General features: G+C 65.8%; 15 protein-coding genes. 7 read left to right on the top strand and 8 right to left on the bottom strand.

Features of this window, described 5'->3' with window-relative positions; genetic code table 11:
* Positions 1-69: 69 nt before the first annotated feature.
* From O0J73_RS12950 to O0J73_RS12965, 4 genes are all read right to left on the bottom strand, one after another.
* Positions 70-846, bottom strand: coding sequence for an ABC transporter permease (locus O0J73_RS12950; RefSeq protein WP_006442371.1), 777 nt, complete (start codon positions 844-846; stop codon positions 70-72).
* Positions 830-1,663 (bottom strand): ABC transporter ATP-binding protein, encoded by an 834-nt coding sequence (locus O0J73_RS12955; protein WP_006442369.1) that lies wholly within the window; start codon positions 1,661-1,663, stop codon positions 830-832. Before O0J73_RS12955 ends, O0J73_RS12950 begins: the two co-directional genes overlap by 17 nt.
* A 14-nt stretch (positions 1,664-1,677) precedes the next feature.
* A complete protein-coding gene (locus O0J73_RS12960) occupies positions 1,678-2,739 on the bottom strand; it encodes an ABC transporter substrate-binding protein (RefSeq protein WP_308308861.1) in 1,062 nt (353 codons plus the stop codon).
* A 76-nt stretch (positions 2,740-2,815) separates the two neighbouring features.
* Positions 2,816-3,937 (bottom strand): 4-oxalomesaconate tautomerase, encoded by a 1,122-nt coding sequence (locus O0J73_RS12965; RefSeq protein WP_049455868.1) that lies wholly within the window; start codon positions 3,935-3,937, stop codon positions 2,816-2,818.
* Positions 3,938-4,046: 109 nt separating this feature from the next.
* Between O0J73_RS12965 and O0J73_RS12970 the strand changes: the two genes are divergently transcribed.
* Together O0J73_RS12970 and acnA are read left to right on the top strand one after the other, a co-directional pair.
* On the top strand, positions 4,047-4,949 hold the full coding sequence (locus O0J73_RS12970) for a LysR family transcriptional regulator (RefSeq protein WP_049455867.1): 903 nt from the start codon (positions 4,047-4,049) through the stop codon (positions 4,947-4,949).
* Positions 4,950-5,120: 171 nt separating this feature from the next.
* A complete protein-coding gene (gene acnA / locus O0J73_RS12975; RefSeq protein WP_308308862.1) occupies positions 5,121-7,874 on the top strand; it encodes an aconitate hydratase AcnA in 2,754 nt (917 codons plus the stop codon).
* A gap of 151 nt (positions 7,875-8,025) precedes the next feature.
* Here the strand turns inward: acnA and O0J73_RS12980 are convergent, their stop codons facing one another.
* Positions 8,026-9,576 carry a BCCT family transporter gene (locus O0J73_RS12980; RefSeq protein ID WP_006441902.1) on the bottom strand — a complete coding sequence of 517 codons (1,551 nt, stop codon included), beginning with the start codon at positions 9,574-9,576 and terminating at the stop codon, positions 8,026-8,028.
* Between the two features lie 170 nt (positions 9,577-9,746).
* Here O0J73_RS12980 and betI point away from each other — a divergent pair, with 170 nt between their 5' ends.
* The 5 genes from betI (at position 9,747) to O0J73_RS13005 (ending at position 16,589) form a co-directional block, all read left to right on the top strand.
* On the top strand, positions 9,747-10,337 hold the full coding sequence (gene betI, locus O0J73_RS12985; RefSeq protein ID WP_049455864.1) for a transcriptional regulator BetI: 591 nt from the start codon (positions 9,747-9,749) through the stop codon (positions 10,335-10,337).
* 39 nt (positions 10,338-10,376) lie between these two features.
* Positions 10,377-11,849: a betaine-aldehyde dehydrogenase gene (gene betB / locus O0J73_RS12990; RefSeq protein ID WP_308308863.1), complete on the top strand. Its 1,473-nt coding sequence runs from the start codon at positions 10,377-10,379 to the stop codon at positions 11,847-11,849.
* 101 nt (positions 11,850-11,950) lie between these two features.
* Entirely contained in the window at positions 11,951-13,633 is a 1,683-nt protein-coding gene (gene betA, locus O0J73_RS12995; RefSeq protein ID WP_006441623.1) for a choline dehydrogenase, read from the top strand.
* A gap of 210 nt (positions 13,634-13,843) precedes the next feature.
* Positions 13,844-15,520, top strand: coding sequence for a long-chain fatty acid--CoA ligase (locus tag O0J73_RS13000; RefSeq protein ID WP_006441566.1), 1,677 nt, complete (start codon positions 13,844-13,846; stop codon positions 15,518-15,520).
* Positions 15,521-15,719: 199 nt separating this feature from the next.
* Positions 15,720-16,589 (top strand): crotonase/enoyl-CoA hydratase family protein, encoded by an 870-nt coding sequence (locus O0J73_RS13005; protein WP_006441564.1) that lies wholly within the window; start codon positions 15,720-15,722, stop codon positions 16,587-16,589.
* 12 nt (positions 16,590-16,601) lie between these two features.
* Here O0J73_RS13005 and O0J73_RS13010 read toward each other — a convergent pair whose 3' ends face one another.
* The 3 genes from O0J73_RS13010 to lysS form a co-directional block, all read right to left on the bottom strand.
* Positions 16,602-19,325, bottom strand: a complete 2,724-nt coding sequence (locus O0J73_RS13010) for a response regulator (protein WP_308308864.1) — start codon at positions 19,323-19,325, stop codon at positions 16,602-16,604.
* Position 19,326: 1 nt separating this feature from the next.
* The gene (locus tag O0J73_RS13015; RefSeq protein WP_008267350.1) at positions 19,327-20,466 is read right to left on the bottom strand and encodes a two-component system response regulator; all 1,140 of its coding nucleotides are present in this window, start codon (positions 20,464-20,466) and stop codon (positions 19,327-19,329) included.
* A gap of 217 nt (positions 20,467-20,683) precedes the next feature.
* Positions 20,684-22,195 carry a lysine--tRNA ligase gene (lysS, locus tag O0J73_RS13020; RefSeq protein ID WP_197564620.1) on the bottom strand — a complete coding sequence of 504 codons (1,512 nt, stop codon included), beginning with the start codon at positions 22,193-22,195 and terminating at the stop codon, positions 20,684-20,686.
* Positions 22,196-22,349: the final 154 nt, after the last annotated feature.

Here is a 22,349-nt window from a genome sequence, read left to right on the forward strand (position 1 = left end):
GGCCAGGGGGCCGGCTGGCCGGAGAGAGAACCCATGAACACGCACACCGTGCTGCCCCGCGCAGCGCGGTCAGCTGGTGGCCTGTGCCTGGGCGTTGGGACGCCAGGTGATCAGCTTGTTCTCGACCACGTCGAGTAGGGCATCGATGACCAGCACGAAGGCGGCCAGGATGATGATGCCGGCAAATACACCTACCGCATTGAAGTTGCCCTCGGCCTGCGCGATCAGGTAGCCCAGGCCTGCAGACGCACCCAGGTATTCGCCGATGATGGCGCCGACCACGGCAAAGCCCACTGACGTGCGCAGCGAAGACAGGATCCAACTGGCGGCCGCGGGGAAGTACACGTGGCGCAGCAGATCACTGCGGCCCGCACCGAGGATGCGCGCGTTGGCCAGCACCACAGGGTTCACTTCACGGACGCCCTGCATGGCGTTGAAGAACGTGGTGAAGAACACCAGGGTCACCGCCAGGGCCACCTTCGACCACAGACCCAGGCCCAGCCAGAGCACGAAGATCGGTGCCAGCACCACGCGCGGGATCGCGTTGAAGCCTTTGATGAAGGGATCCAGGATGCGCGCCGAGCGACGGCTCAGGCCGAGCCAGACACCGCCCGCCACGCCCAGGCCGGTACCGATCAGGTAGCCCAGCGCGGTTTCGGTCAGGGTGATGTACACGTGCTGGTAGAACGAGGTATCGGACAGCCAGGTCCAGGCCTGCTGCACGATCGCCGTCGGTGAGGGGAAGAAAAACGGATCGATCACGCCCAGCGCGATGCCGCCTTCCCAGCCACCGAACACGGCAATGACCAGAGCCAGCTGGATGATCTTGTCAGTCTTGGCGTGCATAGCTCTTCTCCACTTCGCCGCGCAGGCAGGCCCAGATGTCGCGGTACAGGTCGGTGAAACGTTCGTCCAGCTTGATTTCGGCAACATTGCGCGGCCGTTCCAGGTCCACATCGAAGCTGCGCACGACGCGGCTGGCCGGGCCGGAAGACAGCACCACCACGCGGTCACCCAGGGCGATGGCTTCTTCCAGGTCGTGGGTGATCAGGATCACCGAGCGGCGATCCTCCTGCCACAGGCGCAACAGCTCGTTCTGCATCAGGTGGCGGGTGTGGATGTCCAGCGCCGAGAACGGCTCGTCCATCAGGATCACCTTCGGTTCGACGATCAGCGCCTGCGCCATCTGCACGCGCTTGCGCTGGCCACCGGACAACTGATGCGGATAGCGGTGCTCGAAGCCGGCCAGGCCGACCTTGGCCAGCCACGCATTGGCCTTGGCCTTGCGCTCGGCCTCGGGCACGCCGCGGAAGCGCAGGCCCAGCTCGACGTTCTGGTAGGCGGTCTTCCACGGCAGCAGCGCATCCTGCTGGAACAGGTAGCCGACCGACTCCTGCACGCCGCTGACCGCGCGGCCGTCGATGGCCACTTCGCCGGACGAAGGCTTGAGCAGCCCCGCCACGGAATTGAGGATGGTGCTCTTGCCGCAGCCGGTGGGGCCGACGATGGCGAGGAACTCGCCGTCGCCCACCTGGATATCGACATCACGCACGGCGGTGAATTCGCCGAAGGACATGGTCACCTTGTTGATGGCGACCATGGTCTGTGCAGGCTCCAGCTGCGGCGCGCCGTTGAGCTGGCGCACGGTGGCATTGAGGGCCATGGGGTTACCTCCGCTTAACGTTGGGCAGCCGGCGCCGCAGCGTGGGCACGCTCGACGAAGGCATTGGTGTAGGTCCTGGACAGATCGATGTCGGCGTTGGCGACATCCTTGTTGAACTCGCGCAGCACCTTCAGCGGCGTTTCCAGATCGGCCGCGGTGAAGTGGCCATCGGTGGTGAAGATCGCGCGGGCGTTCTCCACGGCACGAGCGTAGGTAGCGCGGTCACCGGAGACGTAGCTGTCCGGCAGCGCGGCGACGATGTCCTCGGCGCTGTTGTCGGCGATGAACTTCAGGGCCATCTGCTCGGCGCGGGCGATCTTCTCGGCCGCCTGCGGGCGCTGTTCCAGGAAGCTGCGGTTGGCGTACATCACCGAGGTCGGGTAGAGCCCGCCATAGACCTGGCGTGCGCCCTCGTCACTGCGTGCATCAATGATGATCTTTCCGACCTTTCGCTCGGTGATCAGGGTGGCGGCCGGGTCGTAGTTCACCAGCAGGTCGATCTTGCCCTGTTCCAGTGCAGCCACCGCTGCCGCACCCGAGCCGACGCCGATCAGCGAGATGCTGTCCACCGGAATGTCATGCTGGGCCAGGAAGTGGCGAACGAAGAAGTCAGACGAGGAGCCCGGCGCGGTGATGCCGACCTTCTGGCCCTTGATCGTCTCCGGGCGGGCCGGGTCGAAGGTCGCGTCATCGCGGCCAGCCATTACCAGCCCGGAATTGCGCGACAGCAGCACGAAACCCACCACGTCCTTGTGCTTGGCCTGCATCTGGATGGTGTGGTCATAGAATCCCACCGCCACGTCGGTGGAGTTGGCCACCAGCGCCTGCAGCACCTTCGAACCGCCCTGAGCGAAGTTCTCCGTCTTCACCTCGAGGCCGACATCCTTGAAGTAGCCCTTGGAATCGGCAATGAAGAACGGCAGGTTGTTGAGGTTGTACGACCCCACGCTGATCCGCACCGGCGCGCTATCGCCGCCACCGACCGCGGCGCCCTGTGCATCGGCTCCCTGCTTGCTGCACCCGGCCATGGCCAGGCCTGCCGCGCACAGCGCGGCCATGAACATCTGCTTGTACATCATCCCTCCCAGGAGTGAAGCATCTACGTTGTGGTGGCCGCCCACGCGCGGCCGCGCGGGCCCGACCGGTTTCAGGTCATGCCGCTGAAGTCCATTGGCGGGCTTGGGTGGAACAGATCTCGGCGGTTGCCGGCGAAGTCGCGAACACGCGGCCTTCGAACAGGCGGCGGGCGGTACGGACCACGCTGGCAACCACCGGCGCATCGTCCGAGCTTCGGCTGAGGCCCACGTCCAGGACCCCGCTCGGATGTTCGAGGGTAATGCTGCCGGGCAGGCCCAGGCATCCGACGAAAGTGTTGGCCAGCGTGCCCGGCGTGACCGCGGCCGTGGCCAGACCAACCCCACCAGTGATTGCCAGCGCGGTATGGCACTGGTGCGGCATGAAGTAGCGCACCTGCAAATGGCCGCCGTGCTGCGGTGCAGAAAGCAGCACTGGCTTGGGAATGACCTTGTTGCCGGCATCGGCGATGCCCATGCGGGCGCCGGCTTCGATGCGCAGCGCTTCAAGACGGGCAAGCAGGCTCGCATCCGCATTCAGTTCGGCCGGTGAGGCATCGCCGCGCACGCCCAGATCCTCGGCGCGCACCAGCATCATCGGCATCGCACAGTCGATCAGGCTTACCGCCACGCCGTCGATGGTTTCCTGGGCATGCCCGCTGGGGAGCAGTTTGCCGGTACGGGCGCCGGCCGCATCCAGGAAGGACAGCCGCACCGGCGAGGCCGAGCCGGGCGCGCCAGCGATCCGCGTATCACCGCGGTAGACCACCTCACCACCCGGCGTTTCCACCGTGGCCACGATCAGCTTGCCGGTATTGACGTTGAAGACGCGCACCCGGGTCTGCGGGTCCTGTGCCTGCACCAGCCCGCGCTCGATGGCGTAGGGCCCGACGGCCGCCAGCATGTTGCCGCAGTTCGGCGAGGTATCCACCACCTGCTGCTCCACCCGCACCTGGGCGAACAGATAGTCCACGTCGGCGTCAGCGCGGCTGGAGCGGTCGATGATCGCCACCTTGCTGGTCAGCGCGTTGCCCCCGCCGATGCCGTCGATCTGCAGCGGGTGGCCCGACCCCATCACTTCAAGCAGCAGGCGATCGCGCTGAGCAGTGTCCGCCGGCAGGTCGGATGCCAGGAAGAACGGGCCTTTGGAGGTGCCACCGCGCATGAGTACGCAGGGAATGCTGAGCAGATCGTTGGACATACGTGTGCTAGATTGATGCGTATAGGGGATGAATACCCCCTCTGTAATTCGATACTGGCATGACGCCAATTGATCTGTGAATTGCTGATTTTTGGATGATTGATACGCCATGAGCATCAATTGCGAGATTCTGGATCTTCGCGCGTTCCTCCTGGTTGCCGAGACACGCAGCTTCCATCGCGCCGCGGAAAGCCTGCACGTATCGCAGCCCGCGCTCAGCCGCCGCATCCAGAAACTGGAACAGGCCGTCGGCTCACCGCTGCTGGAGCGCACCACGCGCAGCGTCAGCACCACCGCCGTGGGTGAGAACCTGTTGCCATTGGTGCGGCGCATGCTGGAGGAATTCGACGGCTCGCTGTTTTCACTGCGCGGGCGCGAAGACACCCGCGGCGCCACGGTGACCATCGCCTGCCTGCCGACGGCGGCGTTCTACTTCCTGCCCAGCGTGATGGCGCGCTTCCACGAGGCGCACCCGAACGTGCGCTTCCGCATCCTGGATATCCCGGCCACCGAAGGGCTGCAGGCGGTGGAACGTGGCGAAGTGGAATTCGGCATCAACTTCATGGGTGCCAACGATCCCAACCTTGATTTCGACGTGCTGGCCGAAGATCCGTTCGTGCTGGCCTGCCGCCGCGACCATCCACTGGCCCGCAAGCGCAAGGTCGAATGGGCCGATCTGGCCCAGCACCAGCTGATCACCGTGCATCGCACCAGCGGCAACCGCACCCTGCTCGACGGTGCGCTGGCACGCGAGAACCTGAAACTGAGCTGGCACTACGAGGTGACCCACCTGTCCACCTCGCTGGGCATGGTCGAAGCCGGCATCGGTGTCTCGGTGCTGCCGAAGATGGCCACCCCCGATGGCGACCACCCGATCCTGGTGACCCGCCCGATCGGCAACCCGGTGGTGTCGCGCACCATCGGCATCGTGCGCCGTCGCGGCGCCCTGCTCTCACCCACCGCCGAGCGCTTCCTGCAGATGCTGATGAGCCAGTGGCGCGGCAAACCGTGACATCGGCACTACATACAGCCATGTAACCTTGCGTCCTGCGCCAAGGGCGTTCTGGCCCCTCCCCGCTCGGCCATACTGGTGGGGATCCGGCGGCCGGAACGCCATCGGCAAACGCAAGCAGGCCTGCCACGGCGGGCCAGTGCAAGCCATCCGCAAGAGGAGTCACCCCGCATGAGCGATTCGTTCTCCACCCGCAGCCAGCTGGACGTCGGCGGCAAGACCTACGACTACTTCAGCCTTCCCAAGCTCGGCCAGCGCTTCGATATCTCCCACCTGCCCTACTCGATGAAGATCCTGCTGGAGAATCTGCTCCGGCACGAGGACGGCGGCGCCACCGTCGGCCCCGACCACATCGAAGCAGTGGCACGCTGGCAGCCCAGCGCCGAACCGGACACCGAAATAGCCTTCATGCCGGCGCGCGTGGTCCTGCAGGACTTCACCGGCGTGCCCTGCGTGGTCGACCTGGCCGCGATGCGCGATGCGGTGGTCAAGCTTGGCGGCTCGCCCGAGCAGATCAACCCGCAGATTCCCTCCGAACTGGTCATCGACCACTCGGTGCAGGTCGATGTGTTCGGCAAGCCCGATGCGCTGGACCTCAACGGCAAGATCGAGTTCCAGCGCAACCAGGAACGCTACGGCTTCCTGCGCTGGGGCCAGAAGGCCTTCGACAACTTCAAGGTGGTGCCACCCAATACCGGCATCGTCCACCAGGTGAACCTGGAAAACCTGGCCCGCGTGGTGATGACCGCCGATAAGGAAGGCACGGCCATCGCTTATCCGGACACCGTGTTCGGCACCGACAGCCACACCACGATGATCAATGGCATCGGCGTGCTCGGCTGGGGCGTGGGCGGCATCGAAGCGGAGGCGGCCATGCTCGGCCAGCCGTCGTCGATGCTGATCCCGCAGGTGGTGGGCTTCAAGCTGACCGGCAAGCTACCCGAGGGCGCCACCGCCACCGACCTGGTGCTGACCGTCACCCAGATGCTGCGCAAGCTGGGCGTGGTCGGCAAGTTCGTCGAGTTCTACGGTGACGGCCTGCAGCACCTGCCGCTGGCCGACCGCGCCACCATCGGCAACATGGCCCCGGAATACGGCGCCACCTGCGGCATTTTCCCGATCGACGCCGAATCACTGAACTACCTGCGCCTGTCCGGCCGCAGCGAAGCGCAGATCAACCTGGTGGAGGCCTACGCCAAGGCGCAGGGCCTGTGGCACGAGCCCGGCAGCCCGCATGCCCAGTACAGCACCACGCTGGAACTGGACATGGGCACGGTGAAGCCCTCGCTGGCCGGCCCGAAGCGGCCGCAGGACCGCGTGCTGCTGGAAGACGTGCAGAAGAACTACCGCGAAGCGCTGGTGGGCATGACCGCCAACCGCGACAAGCGCAGCGAGGATGTGTCCTCGTTCGTCAATGAAGGCGGCGGTGCGGCGGTCGGCAACGAGCAGCTGGCCAAGGGCTTCGCCGACATCGAGATCGAGAACCGCAAGGTACGGCTGAAGGATGGCGCGGTGGTCATCGCCGCCATCACCTCGTGCACCAACACCTCCAATCCGGCGGTGATGATCGGTGCCGGCCTGCTGGCCCGCAACGCAGCGGCGAAGGGCCTGAACCGCCAGCCGTGGGTGAAGACCTCGCTCGGCCCAGGCTCGCGCGTGGTCACCGACTACCTGGAAAAGGCCGGCGTGCTGAAGGAGCTGGAGAAGATCGGCTTCTACGTGGTCGGCTACGGCTGCACCACCTGCATCGGCAACTCCGGCCCGCTGCCGACCGAAGTCAGCGCCGGCATCGCCGCCGGCGATCTGGTGGTCACCTCGGTGCTGTCGGGCAACCGCAACTTCGAGGGCCGCGTGCATCCCGAAGTGAAGATGAACTACCTGGCCAGCCCGCCGCTGGTGGTGGCCTACGCCATCGCCGGCACCACCGACATCGACCTGACCACCCAGCCACTGGGTACCGGCAGCGATGGTCAGCCGGTGTTCCTGCGCGACATCTGGCCGAGCAACAAGGAAATCGGCGACGTCATCGCCGCCACCATCGGCCCGGAGATGTTCAAGCAGAACTATGCCGATGTGTTCAAGGGTGACACCCGCTGGAACACCATCGCCTCGCCGGACGGCAACCTGTATGAGTGGAGCGACGCCTCCACCTACATCAAGAACCCGCCGTACTTCGATGGCATGACCATGCAGACCGGCAGCATCGATGACGTGCACGGCGCACGCGTGATGGGCCTGTTCGGCGATTCGATCACCACCGACCACATCTCCCCGGCCGGCAACATCAAGAAGGACTCGCCGGCAGGCCGCTTCCTGCAGGAACGCGGCGTGCAGCCGGCCGACTTCAACAGCTACGGCAGCCGCCGCGGCAACGATGACGTGATGGTCCGCGGCACCTTCGCCAACATCCGCATCAAGAACCTGATGTTCGGTGGCGAGGAAGGCGGCAACACCCTGTACTACCCGGCCGGCGGTGGCCAGCCGGAGAAGCTGGCGATCTACGATGCAGCCATGAAGTACAAGGCCGACAAGGTGCCGCTGGTGGTGCTGGCCGGCAAGGAGTATGGCACCGGTTCGTCGCGTGACTGGGCGGCCAAGGGCACCCTGCTGCTCGGCGTCAAGGCGGTCATCGCCGAAAGCTTCGAACGCATCCACCGCTCCAACCTGGTCGGCATGGGCGTACTGCCGCTGCAGTTCCGCAACGGCGAGAACGCACAGTCGCTGGGCCTGGACGGTTCGGAAACGATCGACATTACCGGCCTGCAGGATGGCGCCAGCAAGCGCGCCACGGTCACTGCCACCAAGGCCGATGGCACGAAGAAGACGTTCGAGGTCTCGGTCATGCTGCTGACCCCGAAGGAAGTCGAGTACTTCCGTCATGGGGGCCTGCTGCAGTACGTGCTGCGCCAGCTGGCCAGCAAGTAACGCGCCACCGTGGGTAGAGTCGACTGTCAGTCGACCATCCAACAAAAGGGCCGGGTCCTCGCGGATCCGGCCCTTCTGGTTTCTTCGCCGCCAGGCATGGCCTGGCGCTACTGCGTCTCCGGCTACGTCGGGATACGTGCCCGAGGCCCGATCAGCGGCGCGGTGCGTCTGGGTCGGTGCGCAGCGCCTTCAGCAGGCCCCACATGTAGAACGCCAGGGTGAACGAGAACGGCAGGCCGCACAGCACCACTGCCGTCTGCATCGCACTGAAGTTGCCGGCCAGCAGCAGGCCGACACTGGCAACGGTGATGCCGGCCGCCCAGAACACGCGCAGCCAGATCGGCGCGTCGTGGCCATCCTCCACGCCGTCATCAACGCGACGCGTGCACAGGTTGGCGATCATCAGCGTGCCCGAATCGACCGGAGTCAGGAACAGCACGAAGCCGATCACCACTGCGGCACCGGCCACGTAGGGCGCGGCAGGCAGGTATTCCAGCAGCTTGAACAGCGTCATCGCTGCATCGTGCTGGGCCACCTCGCCCAGCACCGCCTGGCCGTGGTTGAGCACCAGGTCGATGGCGGTATTGCCGAAGATCGACAGCCACGCCAGGGTGAAGCCAAGCGGGATCAGCAGCACGCCCATGATCACTTCGCGGATGGTGCGGCCACGCGAGATGCGCGCCACGAAAAGGCCCACGAACGGTGCCCAGGCGATCCACCATGCCCAGTAGAACAGCGTCCACGAGCCCATCCACTCACGGCCCTTCGGGTCGTTGAGGTACATGTCGAAGCTCTTGCGGACGAACGCACCCAGATAGTCGCCGGTGTTCTGGATCAGCCCGTCGAACAGGTGCAGGGTCGGGCCGGTGACCAGCACGAACAGCAGCAGCCCGCACAGCAGGCGCACGTTGAGGTTGGACAGCCAGGCAATGCCCTTCTCCACACCGGCAACCACACCGATGGTGGCCACCACCATCATCACCAGCACGATCGCCACCAGCACCTGCGGCGTATCCGGGATGTGGAACAGGTAGACCAGGCCGGACTGCACCACCAGCGCGCCGATGCCGAGGTTGGTCACCATCGAGATCAGCGTGGCAAGGATGCCAAAGCCATCGACCATGTCGCCGATGCGGCCATGGATGCGCTCGCCGAAGATCGGGTACAGCGCCGAGCGCAGCGCCAGCGGCAGGTCACGGCGGTAGGCGAAATAGCCCAGCGCCACGCCCACCAGCGCGTACAGCGCCCAGCCGTGCAGGCCCCAGTGCAGGAAGGTCAGCACCATCGCCTCGCGACCGGCGGCCACGGTACCGCCGGGCTGGCCGGGCGGATTGAGGAAGTGATCCAGCGGCTCGTAGGCGCCGTAGTACAGCAGCGCGATGCCGATGCCGGCCGAGAACAGCATCGATACCCAGGGCACGTAGCCGAAGGCCGGCGATTCCTCGTTGTGGCCGAGCCGGATGCGGCCATACGGCGAGAACGCCAGCCACAGCACGAAGCCCAGGCACAGCACGATCAGCAGCATGTACCACCAGCCGAACGCCGCCGACACCTCGGCCTGCGCCCATTGCAGCCAGTGCTCGCTGCCTTCGGGATAGAGAACGGTGAGCAGCCCGAGGATGCCGATCGACACCGAGGAACTGAAGAACACAAAACGGTTCAAGCGCAGGGGCGAACGCTTGGGATGAGCCAGGGAAGACATGGGGTCGTCTCATCAAGTCCGAGGGAGCACATGGGCGGGGCCGGACCGGTAAACCGGGCCCATGGCGTGGGGCGCGAGCGCATCCTAGGGTTTATTGATTGAACGTTCAATCAATAAAAAGCATAATGGCGGGCAGCCCGATCCTTCGGGTCGCAATCCGTGGAGAGACAATGCCGAAGAAAGGCGTGGAACCGGTACGGCGCGAACAGCTGATCCGGGCCACTTTCCAGACCATCGACGAGATCGGCATGGCCGATGCAACCGTCGCCACCATCGCGAAGAAGGCAGGGCTGTCCAGCGGCATCGTCGCCCACTACTTCGGCGACAAGGACGGCCTGCTCAATGCTGCAATGCGGCAGATCCTGCGCGAACTGAAGGACGCCGTTGCGCGCTACCGCGCCGATGTCGGCGATGACCCGCGCGACCAGCTGCGTGCCATCGTCGATGGCAACTTCGATGACAGCCAGATCAACGGCACCGCCATGCGCGTCTGGCTCACCTTCTGGGCCGCGAGCATGCACCAGCCGGAACTGGCCCGGCTGCAGCGCGCCAACGACCAGCGCCTGTTCTCCAACCTGTGCCACCAGTTCAACCGCCTGCTGCCCCACCCGCAGGCCCGCCTGGCCGCCCGCGGCCTGGCCGCGATGATCGATGGCCTGTGGCTGCGCGGCAGCCTGGTCGGCGGCCAGTTCAATGCCGAGAAGTCCCGGCGCATCGCTTACGGCTACATCGACTTCCAGTTGCAGGCTGTCGCGCTATAAGCGCTTCAGCACCCGCCCCCTTCCAAGGAGTACGCCCCCATGACCACCCTGCCCGTCCAACAGCTGTACATCCACGGCCAGCGCGTCGATGCCACCAGCGGCAAGACCTTCAAGTCGGTGAACCCGGCCACCGGTGAGGTGATCGCCGAAGTGCAGGTCGCCAGCCAGGCCGACGTCGAGCGCGCCGTGCAGAGCGCGGCCGAAGGCCAGAAGGTGTGGGCCGCGATGACCGCGATGGAGCGTTCGCGCATCCTGCGCCGTGCGGTCGAGATCCTGCGCGAGCGCAATGATGAGCTGGCCCACCTGGAAACCCTGGACACCGGCAAGGCGCTGGCCGAGACCACCACCGTGGACATCGTCACCGGTGCCGACGTGGTCGAGTACTACGCCGGCCTGGCCACCGCCATCGAAGGTATCCAGCTGCCGCTGCGCGAATCGAGCTTCTTCTACACCCGCCGCGAGCCGCTGGGCGTGGTCGCCGGCATCGGCGCGTGGAACTACCCGATCCAGATCGCCATGTGGAAGTCGGCCCCGGCCCTGGCCGCCGGCAACGCGATGGTGTTCAAGCCGTCCGAAGTGACCCCGCTGACCGCGATCCGGCTGGCCGAGATCTACACCGAAGCCGGCGTGCCGGCCGGCGTGTTCAACGTCGTGCAGGGCCCGGGCCGCGAGATCGGCCAGTGGCTGACCGAGCACCCGGTGATCGAGAAGATCTCCTTCACCGGCGGCGTCGCCACCGGCAAGAAGGTGATGGCCAGTGCCGCCTCCTCGTCGCTGAAGGAAGTGACCATGGAGCTGGGCGGCAAGTCGCCGCTGGTGATCTGCGATGACGCCGACCTCGACCGCGCCGCCGACATCGCGGTGATGGCCAACTTCTTCAGCTCCGGCCAGGTCTGCACCAACGGTACCCGCGTGTTCGTACCGCGCAGCATGCTGGCCGCGTTCGAAGCCGCCGTTGTCGAGCGCGTCAAGCGCATCCGCATCGGCGACCCGATGGCCGCCGGGACCAACTTCGGCCCGCTGACCAGCTTCCCGCACATGGAAACCGTGCTGCGCTACATCGAAAGCGGCAAGGCCGAAGGCGCCCGCCTGCTGACCGGCGGTGGCCGTGCCACCGAAGGTGCGCTGGCCAACGGTGCCTACGTGCTGCCGACCGTGTTCTCCGACTGCCGCGATGACATGACGATCGTCCGTGAAGAGATCTTCGGGCCGGTGATGAGCATCCTCGCCTACGACGACGAAGACGAAGTGGTGCGCCGTGCCAACGACACCACCTTCGGCCTCGCCGCCGGCGTGGTCAGCAAGGACGTCAGTCGCGCCCACCGCATCATCCACCGCCTGGAAGCCGGCATCTGCTGGATCAACACCTGGGGTGAATCGCCGGCCGAAATGCCGGTCGGCGGCTACAAGGAATCCGGCGTCGGCCGCGAGAACGGTATCTCCACCCTCGGCCACTACACCCGCATCAAGTCGGTGCAGGTCGAGCTGGGCGACTACGCCAGCGTGTTCTGACCGGCGCGCCCTGAGCGCGCCCCATCGTCCGGCCACCGTGCCGATCCGACATTCCGCCGGGACGCCTGCATGCAGCGCGCCCCGGCCTGCAGGAGACACCCATGAGCACCCATAACGAGTACGACTACATCATCATCGGCGCCGGTTCGGCCGGCAACGTGCTGGCCACCCGCCTCACCGAAGATGCCGATGTCAGCGTGCTGCTGCTGGAAGCCGGTGGCCCGGACTACCGGCTCGACTTCCGTACCCAGATGCCGGCCGCGCTGGCCTTCCCGCTGCAGGGCAAGCGCTACAACTGGGCGTACAAGACCGATCCCGAGCCCTTCATGAACAACCGCCGCATGGACTGCGGCCGCGGCAAGGGCCTGGGTGGCTCGTCGCTGATCAACGGCATGTGCTACATCCGCGGCAACGCGATGGACTACGACAACTGGGCCAGCATGCCGGGCCTGGAAGACTGGACCTACCTGGACTGCCTGCCGTACTTCCGCAAGGCGGAAACCCGCGACATCGGCGCCAATGACTACCACGGTGGCGACGGCCCGCTGCGCGTGACCACGCCGAAGGCCGGCAACAACGAACTGTTCGCTGCGATGGTCGAAGCCGGCGTGCAGGCCGGCTACCCGCGCACCGACGACCTCAACGGCTACCAGCAGGAAGGCTTCGGCCCGATGGACCGCACGGTGACCCCGAAGGGCCGTCGCTCCAGCACCGCCCGCGGCTACCTGGACCTGGCCAAGCCGCGCCCGAACCTGACCATCGTCACCCACGCGCTGACCGACCGCATCCTGTTCTCGGGCAAGCGTGCGGTGGGCGTGCAGTGGCTGCACAACGACCAGCCACAGCGTGCCACCGCGCGCCGCGAAGTGCTGCTGTGCGGCGGCGCCATCGCCTCGCCGCAGATCCTGCAGCGTTCGGGCGTCGGCCCGGCCGACCTGCTGCGCAGCCTCGACATCGACCTGGTGCACCACCTGCCGGGCGTCGGCGCCAACCTGCAGGATCACCTTGAGATGTACCTGCAGTACGAGTGCAAGAAGCCGGTGTCGCTGGCCCCGGCACTGAAGCTGTACAACCAGCCGGCGATCGGCGCCGAATGGCTGTTCCTGGGTACCGGCATCGGCGCCAGCAACCAGTTCGAGGCCGGCGGCTTCATCCGCAGCGACGCCGAGTTCGACTGGCCGAACCTGCAGTACCACTTCCTGCCGGTGGCGATCAATTACAACGGCTCCAACCCGATCAAGGCGCACAGCTTCCAGATGCACGTCGGCTCGATGCGCTCGCCCAGCCGCGGCCGCATCCACGTGCGCTCGAAGGACCCACGCGAACATCCCAGCATCCTGTTCAACTACATGTCGCACGACCAGGACTGGCGCGAATTCCGCGCGGCGATCCGCATCACCCGCGAGATCTTCGCGCAGCCGGCGCTGGCACCGTACAGCGGCCGCGAGATTTCGCCGGGCAGCGCGCTGCAGACCGACGCGCAGATCGATGCGTTCGTGCGCGAGCACGCCGAAACCGCCTACCACCCGTCGTGCTCGAACAAGATGGGCCACGCCGATGATCCGATGGCGGTGGTCGATGGCCAGGGCCGCGTGCATGGCCTGGAAGGCCTGCGCATCGTCGATGCCTCGATCATGCCGCAGGTGGTGACCGGCAACCTCAACGCGCCGACCATCATGATGGCCGAGAAGCTGGCCGACGTGATCCGCGGCCGCACCCCGCTCGCCCGCAGCACCGCGCCGTACTACAAGGCCAACGGCGCACCGGTGCGCAAGCAGGGCTGAGGAGCCCCAGGCCGGTAGGTGCCCACCTTGGTGGGCACTGATCCAGGACGCCCCCTCGAAATCCCGTGCCGACCAGGGTCGGCACCTACCATTGCAGCCTCCGCGAACCCCTCTTCGCGTTTTCCCTACGGCGGGGTATGCTGCAATGACCGGCCATTGTCGATACGCTCAGGCCGGAACCTAATACACCACGATTCCTGGAGGGGGAATATGAGTCTGGATCGTCCCTGGCTGCAGAGCTATCCGAAAGGCGTTCCCGCCGAAATCGACGTCAACGAGTTCCATTCGGTCGCCTCGGTCTTCGACGCCTCCGTCGCGAAATTCCGCGACCGTCCCGCCTACTCCAGCTTCGGCAAGGTCATCACCTATGGTGAGACCGATGCGCTGGTCACCCAGTTCGCCGCCTACCTGCTGGGCGAGCTCAAGCTCAAGAAGGGTGACCGCGTCGCCCTGATGATGCCCAACTGCCTGCAGTACCCGGTGGCCACCTTCGGCGTGCTGCGTGCCGGCCTCACCGTGGTCAACGTCAACCCGCTGTACACCGCGCGCGAACTCAAGCACCAGCTGGTCGACGCCGGCGTCAGTGCGCTGGTGGTGGTCGACAACTTCGGCGACACCGTCCAGCAGGTCATCGCCGATACGCCGGTCAAGCACGTGATCACCACCGGCCTGGGCGACCTGCTCGGCGCCAAGGGTGCGATCGTCAACTTCGTGCTGAAGTACATCAAGAAGATGGTGCCCAACTACCACGTCAAGGGCGCGGTCCGCTTCAGACAGGCGCTCAAGCTGGGCAGCCGCCACACGCTTCCGAAGGTCGAGATCGACCACGACGACATCGCTTTCCTGCAGTACACCGGCGGCACCACCGGCGTGGCCAAGGGCGCGATGCTGACCAACCGCAACCTGATCGCCAACATGCAGCAGGCGTCGGCGTGGCTGTCCACCTCGGGCATCGAGCCGGGCAAGGAAGTCATCATCACCGCCCTGCCGCTGTACCACATCTTCGCGCTGACCGCGAACGGCCTGGTCTTCATGAAGTTCGGTGGCTGCAACCACCTGATCACCAACCCGCGTGACATGAAGGGCTTCGTCAAGGAGCTGAAGGGCACCCGCTTCACCGCCATCACCGGCGTCAACACGCTGTTCAACGGCCTGCTCAACACCCCCGGCTTCGACGAGATCGATTTCTCTTCGGTCAAGTTCACCCTGGGCGGCGGCATGGCGGTGCAGCGCGCGGTGGCCGAGCGCTGGAAGAAGACCACCGGGGTCACCCTGGTCGAGGCCTACGGCCTGACCGAAACCTCGCCGGCGGCCTGCATCAACCCGCTCACCCTGCCCGAGTACAACGGCTCGATCGGCCTGCCGATCCCGTCCACCGATGCCTGCATCAAGGACGACAACGGCAACATCCTGCCGCTGGGCGAAGTCGGTGAGCTGTGCATCAAGGGCCCGCAGGTGATGAAGGGTTACTGGCAGCGCCCGGATGAAACCGAAAAGGCCATCGACGCCGACGGCTGGCTGCACACCGGCGACATGGCGAAGATGGACGAGCACGGCTTCTTCTACATCGTCGACCGCAAGAAGGACATGATCCTGGTGTCCGGCTTCAACGTGTACCCGAACGAGGTCGAGGACGTCATCGCAATGATGCCGGGCGTGCTGGAAGTGGCCGCAGTCGGCGTTCCGGACGAGAAATCCGGCGAAGTGGTGAAGGTCGTGATCGTGAAGAAGGACCCGAACCTGACCGCCGAAATGGTCAAGGAGCACGCGCGGGCAAACCTGACCGGTTACAAGCACCCCAGAATCGTAGAATTCCGAAAAGAGCTGCCGAAGACCAACGTCGGCAAGATTCTCCGTCGCGAGCTGCGTGATACCCCCGCCCAGTAAGGGTTTGCGGGCAAGCAGGCAGAACAGGGGCCCCGCCGGCGACGGCGGGGCCTTTTCATTGCCGGAACATGGCCGGCCCAGCGCTTGCGAGCGGTTCACGACAGGTGCATAGAATCAATCGCCGCCGCACGTTCAGCTCGCCCCCTCACTCTTCTCCGTCCGCTCTGCGGTTGGCCGGACGGTCACACGGAGAACTCCCATGTCTGCAGTACGCCCCATCATCACCCGCCCTGCCCAGCACCCTACCCTGCGCATCACCGAAGAGACGGAGCGGGATGTCTACTGGATCCACATGCACGCCAACCTGGTCAACCAGCCGGGCCGGCCATGCTTTGCGTCACGTCTGGTCGATGACATCGTCGACTACCAGCGCGACCTGGGCGATCGCCTCAGTGCCTCGCATGTTCTGTCACCGCATGTCGTTCTGGCCTCGGACAGCGACGTATTCAACCTGGGCGGCGATCTCGAACTGTTCTGCCGCCTGATCCGCGAAGGGGATCGCGCCCGCCTGCTTGACTACGCACAGCGCTGCGTGCGCGGCGTGCATGCCTTCCATGCCGGTCTCGGCGCCCGCGCCCACAGCATCGCGCTGGTCCAGGGCAATGCACTCGGTGGCGGCTTCGAAGCGGCGCTGAGCTGCCACACCATCGTTGCCGAGGACGGCGTACTGATGGGCCTGCCGGAGGTGCTGTTCGACCTGTTCCCTGGCATGGGCGCCTACTCCTTCCTGTGCCAGCGGATCAGCCCGCGCCTGGCCGAGAAGATCATGCTGGAGGGCAATCTCTACACGGCCCGCCAGCTCAAGGAGATGGGCCTGGTCGACATCGTGGTGCCGGTCGGCGAAGGCGTGGCCGCAGTGGAACAGGTGATCAAGGACAGCAAGCGGATTCCGCACGCCTGGGCGGCGATGCGCGAAGTCAACGAGATCGCCACCATGGTGCCGCTGCACGAAATGATGCGGATCACCGAGATCTGGGTCGACACCGCCATGCAGCTCGGCGAGAAGTCCCTGCGTACGATGGATCGACTGGTGCGGGCGCAGGCCCGGCGCAATGGCGACCCGGCCTGACAGCCCGGCGGTTCAGGACGGGCTGCGCTCACTGTCGTCGCGGTGCGGTGCCCCCGCACTACGCGCGGCCAGCGCATTCCTGCCGTTGCGCAGGGCGGCCGACAGGTTGCCGAGCCGGGTGTTCCACTCGCCCTTCAGCTGCCAGTCCGCCATGCGCATGATCTCGCCACTGGAGGCGGCAACCTGGACCAGTCCCAGGTTGCTCGCCACACCGCGCAAGGCGTGGGCATGCTCGCGGAAGTCTTCCCAAGCCTGGCGCTCACCGCAGGCCTGCAGCTGGCCCATGCTGGCGTCGACATCCGCCAGGCACTGGTCGATGAACTTACGCTCGAAGCCATCGCCCATGCCCAGCGCAGCCAGCTCGTCCAGCACGGCGGTGTCGAGCACGCCATCGCCGACCGGCAACGCGGGCACCGACTGGATACCGGTTTCGGCACGGGTATTGGCCGCAACGTCGGCCAGTACTTCCAGCAACCGGGTGGCGACCACCGGCTTGGCCAGGAACGCGCGCGCGCCCGCCTGTTCGCAGCGCAGGATCGACTCGGGGGTGACATCGGCACTGAGCACCATCACCGGCACATAGGGCATGCCACTGGCCTGCATCACCCGCAGCTGCTTGAGCAGGTCCAGGCCGCTCATGCCGGGCATGTGCAGGTCGACGATCGCCGCGTCGTAACTGGCCTGCTCAAGCGCGTCGAGCACTTCGGCGCCACCATTGACACAGGTGACCTTGTGGCCGGCCTTCTCGAGCAGGCGCTGCAGCACCATCCGGTTGGCCTCATGGTCATCGGCCACCAGCACCCTCAGGCTGCGCACCCGTGCACGATGGCGCAGGAACGGATTGGAGAACGCAATGACGTTGCCGGCTTCGGCCACCTCGGACGCCGCCACCGGCGCCGCCATGGGGTCTGCAACGTCCAGCGTGATTTCAACCCAGAACACGCTGCCGCGCGGGCTGTTCGGGGCGTAGCCGACCTGGCCGCCCATCGACTCCACCAGGCCCTTGGCAATGGCCGTACCCAGGCCGGTGCCCTCATGGCGCCGGGCCAGGCCGACATCGCCCTGCTCGAATGCATTGAACAGGCGACCGCGCAGGGCCACCGGCACACCGATGCCGGTATCGACGATCTCGAAGCGCAGGCGTACCCGCTCGCTGCCCAGCGCATCAGGGCTGGACACGTGCAGTTGCACGTAGCCGCTGTCGGTGAACTTGACCGCGTTGCCCATCAGGTTCAGCAGGATCTGCTGCAGATGGCCGGCGTCGCCCAGCAGGCGCGGCGGCACGTTCTCGTCCACCTGCACGCGGTAGTCCAGCGATTTCGAGCGGGTCTGCGGGGTCAGGATCAGGTTGATCGCCTGCAGTACGTCGGCCAGCGCGAACTCGTGCCACTCCACCCGCACCTTCCCCGCCTCGATCGCGGAGATGTCCAGCACCTCTTCGACCAGCGCCAACAGGCTGCGGGTCGAGGCCTGGATGGTGTTCAGGCATTCGCGCTGCTCATCGTCCAGGCGGGTGGTGGCCAGCACTTCGGTCATGCCGGCCAGGCCGTTCAGCGGCGTGCGGAACTCGTGGCTCATGTTGGCCAGGAAGCGGCTCTTGGCCTCGTTGGCCTGGCGTGCTTCGGCCACGGCGCGGGTCAGCGCGTGCAGCAGCGAGTCGAAGTACAGCGGGATCGCGCCCAGGCCCAGCAGCAGGCCCCAGCCCAGATAGTCGTGGCCCCGCCAGTACGGCGACAGCATCACCGTGCACAGGAACGCCAGGCAGCCCATCGCGGTGGCCACGCGCAGATAGGTACTGCCGTAGCGCATGCCGTTGCCGATCGTCACCCACAGCATCACCGCGTACAACGGTGCCGCTGGCTCGCCCTGGATGGTCATGATCCAGGCCATGCAGGTGTAGTCGGTCAGCATGCCGATCACCCGCCGCACATGCGACACCCCCGGATGCACCAGGATCGCCGCCAGCAGCCCGGCGGAAATGGTCAGTTCGAAGGCCAGGATCAGCCAGGTCGTGGTCAGCGCTTCACCGCCGCCGCTGAGCGAGCGCCAGCCGAGGTAGCTGATGAACAGCGCAGTGATGACGATGCGGATCAGGTTCTGTGCGTGCTCGCTGTCCTCGCGCCCGGCCAGGCGCTGCCTGAAGCGGGCCAGCAGCGAACGCGAGCCGGCAGCGACGGCGGGGGTCGTATCCATGGTCGGATGTCGCATCCTTCGGCGCAGCAGGGAAGAACAGCACAACGGAACCGCCAGCAGGCCCAGCCACAGGGAAAGGGCCAGGCCTGGATTGGCCCGCCAGTAAGGGGTCATCAGTACGGTGGCACCGAAACTGGCCATTGCCAACACGATGGCAGCGGCCAGGTAGCGGGGGCCGAAACGCAACCCATTGCCGACCGTCACCCACATCACCACGGCATACACCCAGGCCAATGGCTCGCCCATCTGGATCATGCCGACGGCGATCAACCCGTAGTCGGCCAGCATCCCGGCCACCCGTCGCGGGTCCGAGCGGCCCGGCTTCCACAGCAGCCACGCGAACAGCAGCAGCGACAGGCCGAGCCCGGTCAGTATGGTCGCCAATACGCCCTGATACTGCTCCAGCCGATGCAGGCGGGCGCCCGACAGCAGCACATAGACCAGGATCAGCGAGATCAACACGATCCGCACGATCGCCTGGCCATGCTCCGAATCCGGACGCTGCGCCAGCCGGCGCTTCACGCGTGCGAACAGGTCCTGCATGTCACCCACCCGGTCGCGTCGATGCCGTCGAGTGCTGGGCGCAGATATCCATCAGCTGCGGGTGGCCGCGCATCAGCGCATCCACGCAGCGCGGGTCGAACAACCGGCCACGCTGGGCATACAGATAGGCCAGTGTGGCTTCCATGGTCCATGCTTCCTTGTACGGACGGGGCGAAATCAGCGCATCGAACACGTCGGCCACGGCCACGATCCGCGCCTCCAGCGGAATGGCCTCGCCCACCAGGCCGTCCGGGTAACCGCTGCCGTCATAGCGCTCGTGATGGCGCAGCGCGATCAACGCACCGACCTGGATGAAGCGGTTCTGGCTGCCGCTGAGCAGCTCATGGCCGATCCGCGGGTGCCGGCGCATGATCGCCAGCTCCTCGTCGTTGAGCTTGCCCTGCTTGAGCAGCACGGCATCGGGAATGGCGATCTTGCCCATGTCATGCAGCGGTGCCGCCATCTCGATCAGCTTGACGTCATCCTCGGGCAGGCCGAGCTGCTCTGCGATCAACCCGGCGACCCGTGCCATGCGCTCCAGATAGGCACTGGTGCCGGCATCACGGAACTCGATCGCACGAGCCAATCGCGACAGGGTTTCGCGTTCGCGTTCCTCGACCTCGTGCATGCTGGCCAGCAGCCGCTGTTCCAGCGACAACGCACGCTGTTTCACGTTCTCGGTCTGCTGGCGCAGCTGCAACAGGTTGTAGCAGCGTGCACGCAGTTCGCGCGGTCGGATCGGCTTGACCAGGAAATCGATGACACCCGCTTCCAGCGCCGCCTGCCGGATCGGCTCGTCGCCAACCACGGTGATCAGGATGACCGGAATGTCGCGGTGCTTGGGCAGGCGACGGAAACGACGGGCGAACTCCAGCCCGTCCATCTCCGGCATGCGGTAATCGAGCAGCAGCAGGTCGACCGGATGCGCCTCGCACCAGGCCAATGCAGTCAGCGGGTCACCGAAGTCATACACGCTCAATTCCGGCGCGATGTCCTCGATGACATGACGCAGCATCGTCCGCGCGGACGTCTGGTCGTCAACAATGACGATGTTCAACGCGTACTCTGCCTGGCTTCTCGACCATGCTGGATCATCAGCAGGCGAGGATACTCTGCCGCTGCGAACGCTCGCACCCTGCATCGGCCTGACTCCCGTTTCATACGTCCCGGTTCATGATCGTCATCACATTGTGAAGCGGACGCTTCACAATGCACCATCCCCCTGGCGCCGATCAAGCCACAACAGGCGTCAAGGGAGTGCATTAACGATACGCCGAGTGCGGGACGCGTCAATCGCGCCGTCTCGTTTCGCGACGGCGCGCACAAACAGAAGTCAGAAAAGTGACCTACTTCTCCGGTTATTGCTCCGGACGCATGTACGGGAACAGCAGCACGTCACGAATCGAACTGCTGCCGGTGAGCAGCATCACCAGGCGATCGACGCCGATGCCGAGGCCGCCGGTCGGGGCCATGCCGTACTCCAGCGCACGGATGTAGTCGGCGTCGTAATGCATCGCCTCGTCGTCGCCACCCTCCTTCGCAGCCACCTGGGCCTGGAAGCGCTGGGCCTGGTCTTCCGGATCGTTCAATTCCGAGAAGCCGTTGGCCAGCTCCTTGCCGTTGACGAACAGCTCGAAGCGGTCGGTGTAGCCCGGATCGTTGTCGTTGGCGCGGGCCAGCGGCGAGACCTCCACCGGATGATCGGTGATGAAGGTCGGCTGGATCAGGGTGTGCTCGACGGTGGCTTCGAAGATCTCCAGCAGCAGCTTGCCCCAGCCATAGGACGGCTTGACCTTGATCTTCAGGCGCTCGCAATGGCGCAGCAGCGCATCGCGGTCGGTGCAGTCGGCGGCGGAGATCTCCGGGTTGTGGTGACGCACGGCCTCGTCCATGCGCCAGCGGCGGAACGCCGGGCCCAGGTCGATCTTCGCGCCGTCCCACTCGACCTCGGTGCCACCGTTGACGGTCGCGGCCACGTCACGGATCACGCCTTCGGTCAGGTCCATGATCTCGTTGTACGTGGCATAGGCCTCGTACAGTTCCATCATGGTGAACTCCGGGTTGTGCCGGGTACTGACACCTTCGTTGCGGAAGTTGCGGTTGATCTCGTACACGCGCTCCAGGCCACCGACGGTCAGGCGCTTGAGGTACAGCTCGGGCGCCACGCGCAGGTACAGGTCCAGGTCCAGCGCGTTGTGGTGGGTGGTGAACGGCTTGGCCGCTGCGCCGCCGGGGATGTAATGCATCATCGGCGTCTCGACTTCCAGGAAGTCGCGGTTGTCGAGCCAGGCGCGCATGGCGCGGATGATCTTCGAGCGCTTGATGAAGACCGCGCGCGATTCCGGGGTCACGATCAGGTCGACGTAGCGCTGGCGGTAGCGCTGCTCGACGTCGGCCAGGCCATGCCACTTGTCCGGCAGCGGGCGCAGCGACTTGGTCAGCAGGCGGATCGATTCGGCCTTGACCGACAGCTCGCCAGTCTTGGTACGGGTCAGGCCGCCTTCGACGGCGATGATGTCACCCACGTCCCAGCCCTTGAAGGCGGTGTAGGCATCACCGAGGACCGTGCCCTGCAGGAACAGCTGGATGCGGCCGGACTCGTCCTGGATCTGCGCAAAGCTGGCCTTGCCCATGATGCGCTTGGCCATCAGGCGGCCGGCCATCTTCACCTGGCGGCCGTTGCCTTCCAGGGCCTCGGCGGTCCACTGTTCGGCATCGGCGAATTCTTCCTGCAGTCGTCCGGCAAAGTCCTCGCGACGGAAGTCGTTCGGGTACGCGATGCCCTGCCCACGCAGCGCTTTGAGTTTCTCACGGCGCTCGGCGATCAACTTGTTTTCGTCGACGGGGGGGGTATCGGTAGCTTCGCTCATGGATCTGCGGGAATCGTGTAGTGAGGGGGGATGCTGCGCCCGGCACAGCCGGTTCCACAGCATACCAAAACCGCCCTGCCCCCGGCCCCTGGTGGCCCCGTCCCGGTAGCCGCCAGCCCAGGTCGGCGCCGCCAAGCCCAGGTAGTGGGCCCCC

Source organism: Stenotrophomonas sp. Sm6012, from assembly GCF_030985895.1.
Classification (GTDB): Bacteria; Pseudomonadota; Gammaproteobacteria; order Xanthomonadales; family Xanthomonadaceae; genus Stenotrophomonas; species Stenotrophomonas forensis.